Genomic DNA, 4,193 nt, shown 5'->3' with positions numbered 1-4,193 from the left:
CGGGTCGGGGCGGACTGGTCGGCGGGGCTCCCGCGCGGGGCGGGTGCTCTCCGGCCGGCGGCCAGCGACCTGATCAGCCTTTACTTGATCAGGTATCGATGGCCTCCTGCCGCTGTGCCTCCTCCGCAGCGAGGCGGGCGGAGTCGTCCTCGCCGAGCAGTTCCGCCGCCTCGTCCAGCAGCGGCACGTCCGCGGGGGTCCACGGCCAGGCCGTGAAGGGACCGCACGGGGCGCGGCGGACGGCCGCGGCGTCGGCGTCCGGGAGGTGGGTGGGCTCCTCCAGGTAGTCGGCGACCAGTCGCTCCGGCGTCAGCAGTGGCCACAGCTCGTCGATCGCGGCGTGGACCTGTGCGCTGGCGGCGACGCCCTTGCCGATCAGTGCCCGGTCGTCGGCGCCGAGCAGGTTCGGGCCGCCGTAGGGGTCGGCGCCGATCCGCTCCACCAGTTGGTCGGTGAGCCCGTCGATGACGGCGAAGGCGAAGTGCGGCCTGGCGAGGTTGTGCGGCAGATGCGTCCTGCGGGCGCGGTCGCGAGCGGCGGCGACCAGCTCGCGGTCCAGTACCAGCACGCCGTCCTCGTGGTCGATCCGCAGCTCCGGCCAGCCCGTGGCCTGCCGGTCGCGGAGGTGGGCGGCGAGGGCGTCCGCCATGGCGGCACCGCCCTTGACGGCCGCCGCCTCGGGCGTGTCCGTGCCGGTGGCGCGCACGCCGGGGAAGAGCTCGCCCGGGGTGGCCAGCAGCACCCCGGTCTCGCCCAGTGCGGGCAGTACCTGGCCGATGTAGCCGAGGAAGGTCGGGTTGGGCCCGACGATCAGCACCGCGCGCCGGGCCAGCAGCTCGCGGTGGGCGTAGAGCAGATAGGCGGCGCGGTGCAGGGCCACCGCCGTCTTCCCGGTGCCGGGACCGCCCTCGACGACCAGCACGCCGCGGTGCGGGGCGCGGATGATCCGGTCCTGCTCGGCCTGGATGGTCTGCACGATGTCGTGCATCCGGCCGGTGCGGGCGGCGTCCAGTGCGGCGAGCAGCACGGCGTCGGCGGTCGCGCCCTCGTGGCCGGTGCGTTCCGCGTCGTCGAGGTCGAGGATCTCGTCGTGCAGGGCGGTGACCCGGTTCCGCTCGGTGGTGATGTGACGCCGCCGGCGCAGGCCCATCGGCTCGTGTCCGGTGGCGAGGTAGAACGGGCGGGCGACGTCGGCGCGCCAGTCGACGACCAGCGGCGTCCGCTCCTCGTCGTCGGCGCGGATCCCGATCCGGCCGATGTGGTGGTCGGCCCCGTCCCGGAAGGCCAGCCGGCCGAAGCAGAGCCCGTGTTCCCCGGAGGAGTAGAGGGCCAGCAGTCCGCTCTGCTCGGCCACCAGCACGTCCCGCTCCAGCAGCATCTGGGCGTTGGTCGCGCCCTGTGCCAGTGCGGCGTCGACCCCGGCGGCGGCCCGTGCCTCCAGTTCGGCGAGGCGCCCGCAGAGCAGATCGATGAATTCCTGTTCCCGGAGAATTTCGCCGTTTGACAATTCCGCTCCCGCTCGCATATACTGACGCCATAAGGTTTCCGAGTTCATGTTTTCGGGTCGCTCCGAATGAACTCATGGAATCCACTAATCTACGAGGTGAATGTCCGGGACGCCAGTGCGCCCCGGTTTTTTTGTTGTGCGGGTGGCCGACCTTCATGTCGTGGCGGTCGTGGCGGTCGTGGCGGTCGTGGCGCCCGGCGGCGGGTCTCGATCCGGCCGACCGGCGGCACGGCCCGCAGTCGGCCGTGATCATGGTGGCGATGCCGATCTTCCGCTCGGAGCGTGCCGCAGCAGGGTGTTGAGCCAGGTGGGGTTCGCGCCCGGCGGCATGCCGATGGTGGCCGTGCCCGTGGCGGTGAAACGCGTGGCCACCGCGTCGGGGGGCTCTGGACGTGCTGCCGTTCGGGTGGGCCTGGGAATGCCGGGCCGCGGGGCGGGCGCGTCGTGCATCCTCGCCTCGCAGCTGGACGGCTTCGTCAGGTGGGGGGACGGAGGCCTTGCAGCAGGACGGCGAGGTGGGCATCGATGAGCTCTTGGGAGAGGGGGCGGGTGCGGGCGATCGCGAAAGTGGTTCGGCCGATCAGACTGGTCGTGACAGCGGGAGCGATGTCGGACCGGATCGCGCCCTCGCGCTGAGCTCGTTCGACCATCTCCTCCATCACCCGGGCGAGGTCGCCGCGCAGGGCGGTGGTAGCGGGCATGTTCAGCTCCCCCAACTGGTCGCCGACGGCGTGGTGTGCGGCCTGGAAGGTGATCAGCTCGCGGAGGAAGAGGCCCAGGGCCTGTCTGGGTGCCGTCTCGGCGAGCAGGTCGCGGCCCCGTCGGACGACCGGGGCGAGCAGGCCGGAGACGGCTGCGTCGAGGAGGGCGTCCTTGCCGCCGAACGTGCGCACGACGGTGGCTGCTCCCAGCCCTGCTTGCTTGGCGATGGTCTCGACGGTGAGGGGTGTGCCGGGCTCGGCCAGCAGCGCGGTTGCCGCGTCGAGTGCGAGCCGGCGGTTGCGCAGGGCGTCGGCCCGGCGCGGAGTTCCGGAGGACGTTGACAAGTGAAACGCACCTTCCACATAATCTAATGGAACGTCAATTCCACTTAGCTTAGCGGGAGGGGCTGCGGATGAACGAGCGGATCCTGATCTGCGGAGGGAGCATCGCCGGGCTGGCCCTGGCGCACTGGCTGACCCGGTACGGCTTCCGCACCACGGTGGTCGAGCGCGCTCCCGCGCTGCGCACCGGCGGCAACGGGGTGGACGTGCGCGCCCAGGCCGTCGAGGTCGCCGAGCGGATGGGGATCATGTCCCGGGTCCGTGAGCTGGCCGCCGATGTCCGAGGAATGAAGTTCGTCGACTCCTCGGACCGGGCCGTCGCCCGGGTCGACACACTGGATCCCGCCTCCGTGGAGATCATGCGAGGCGACCTCGTCGCGCTGCTGGACGAAGTGACCGACACCGAGTACCTCTTCAACGACTCCGTCCGTCGTCTGGAGCAGGACGACGACGGGGTGCTCGTCACCTTCGAACAGGCGCCCGCCCGCCGCTTCCACCTGGTCGTCGGCGCCGACGGGATGCACTCCACCGTCCGCCGGCTCGCCTTCGGGCCGGAGGAACGGTTCGTCCGCTTCAAAGACCACTACTTCGCCTTCGCGAACGCCGACGCCTCCCTCGGCGAGGACCGGTGGGTGACGATGTTCAACACTCCGGGCCGCATGACCGGGATCTACCGCTCCGGGAATCATGCCCAGGCCAAGGCCTACTTCATGTTCCGCTCCGTACCGCTGAAGTACGACCACCGAGATGTCGCGGAGCACAAGCGCCTGATCGGCGAACGCTTCGCCGGAGACGGGGCGTGGCGGATCCGGGAACTCCTCGACTCGGCTCTCGCCGACCCGGAGTTCTACTTCGACGCCCTCGGGCAGGTCAGGATGACGTCCTGGCACAACGGCCGAATCGCGCTCGTCGGGGACGCCGCCTGGTGCGCGTCCCCCGCGTCGGGCGCCGGCGCGGAACTGGCACTGGTCGGCGCCTACCGCCTGGCCGGCGAGCTGGCCGCCGCGGACGGCGACCACCGCACGGCTTTTCGCCGCTATCACACCGTCCACCGCCCGCTGGTCGACCGGAAGCAGCAGATCGGGCCCAACGTCCGCATCATGATCCCCAAGACCGCCGGCGGCCGGTTCGTCCGCGACGCCGTCGCCCGCCTCCCACTCATGAACGCGATCGGCGGACTGGACCGTCGCCTGCAGGCGAGGAACACCGCTTCCCTTCCGGACTACCGGCACCCGCGGCCGTAGCCCGCCCGCCGCCACATCCCGCGACCGGCACGCCATCGGGTCCGGGCCGGCGAAGCCGACGCCTGCTGCTGAAGAATTCCCGGTTCCTCGCGTGCTGCCCACCAGCGCCATCCAGGCCACGCGGTGCGCGGCCGATCACCACAGACGGACGACTCGCGCCGCACACGGAAGGTTCAACGGTGACGTCCCAGCCGTCATCCGAGGGTGACGGCCCATCAAGACCCCACAGAGACGAGCTGCGCGCCCGTTGGCGACCCGCTTGCTTTCGGGTCCGCTGCAGCAGATGCCCACTTTCTCGATCTCCGGTCCGTTCCCGCGAACAGGGCCACCCCGGGCGCCCGGCGGCGACGAGCGGCCCGCGGCAGCTTGCGCCCGCCGTGCCCGGCTGCTCCTCCGGCA

At 71.4% G+C, this 4,193-nt stretch carries 2 protein-coding genes and 1 pseudogene; 1 reads left to right on the top strand and 2 read right to left on the bottom strand.

Annotated elements, in window-relative coordinates:
• Nucleotides 1-97: 97 nt before the first annotated feature.
• Together ABZ641_RS27775 and ABZ641_RS27770 are read right to left on the bottom strand one after the other, a co-directional pair.
• Nucleotides 98-1,492, bottom strand: a pseudogene (locus tag ABZ641_RS27775) (UvrD-helicase domain-containing protein); the annotation flags it as partial.
• Between the two features lie 491 nt (nucleotides 1,493-1,983).
• Complete coding sequence (locus tag ABZ641_RS27770) at nucleotides 1,984-2,553, bottom strand: TetR/AcrR family transcriptional regulator (RefSeq protein WP_344624842.1); 570 nt, start codon at nucleotides 2,551-2,553, stop codon at nucleotides 1,984-1,986.
• Nucleotides 2,554-2,621: 68 nt separating this feature from the next.
• Between ABZ641_RS27770 and ABZ641_RS27765 the strand changes: the two genes are divergently transcribed.
• Complete coding sequence (locus ABZ641_RS27765; protein WP_359985971.1) at nucleotides 2,622-3,794, top strand: FAD-dependent monooxygenase; 1,173 nt, start codon at nucleotides 2,622-2,624, stop codon at nucleotides 3,792-3,794.
• Nucleotides 3,795-4,193 lie beyond the last annotated feature (399 nt).

The organism is Kitasatospora sp. NPDC007106, from assembly GCF_040634455.1.
GTDB classification, from domain to species: Bacteria; Actinomycetota; Actinomycetes; order Streptomycetales; family Streptomycetaceae; genus Kitasatospora; species Kitasatospora arboriphila.
Note: the sequence above shows the minus strand (reverse complement) of the source record. Positions and strands in the feature narration are given on the sequence as shown.

What these genes read in the sequence shown, in the direction of transcription:
- ABZ641_RS27765 (WP_359985971.1), top strand. Translation starts at nt 2,622, where the DNA reads ATGAACGAGCGGATCCTGATCTGCGGAGGGAGCATCGCCGGGCTGGCC.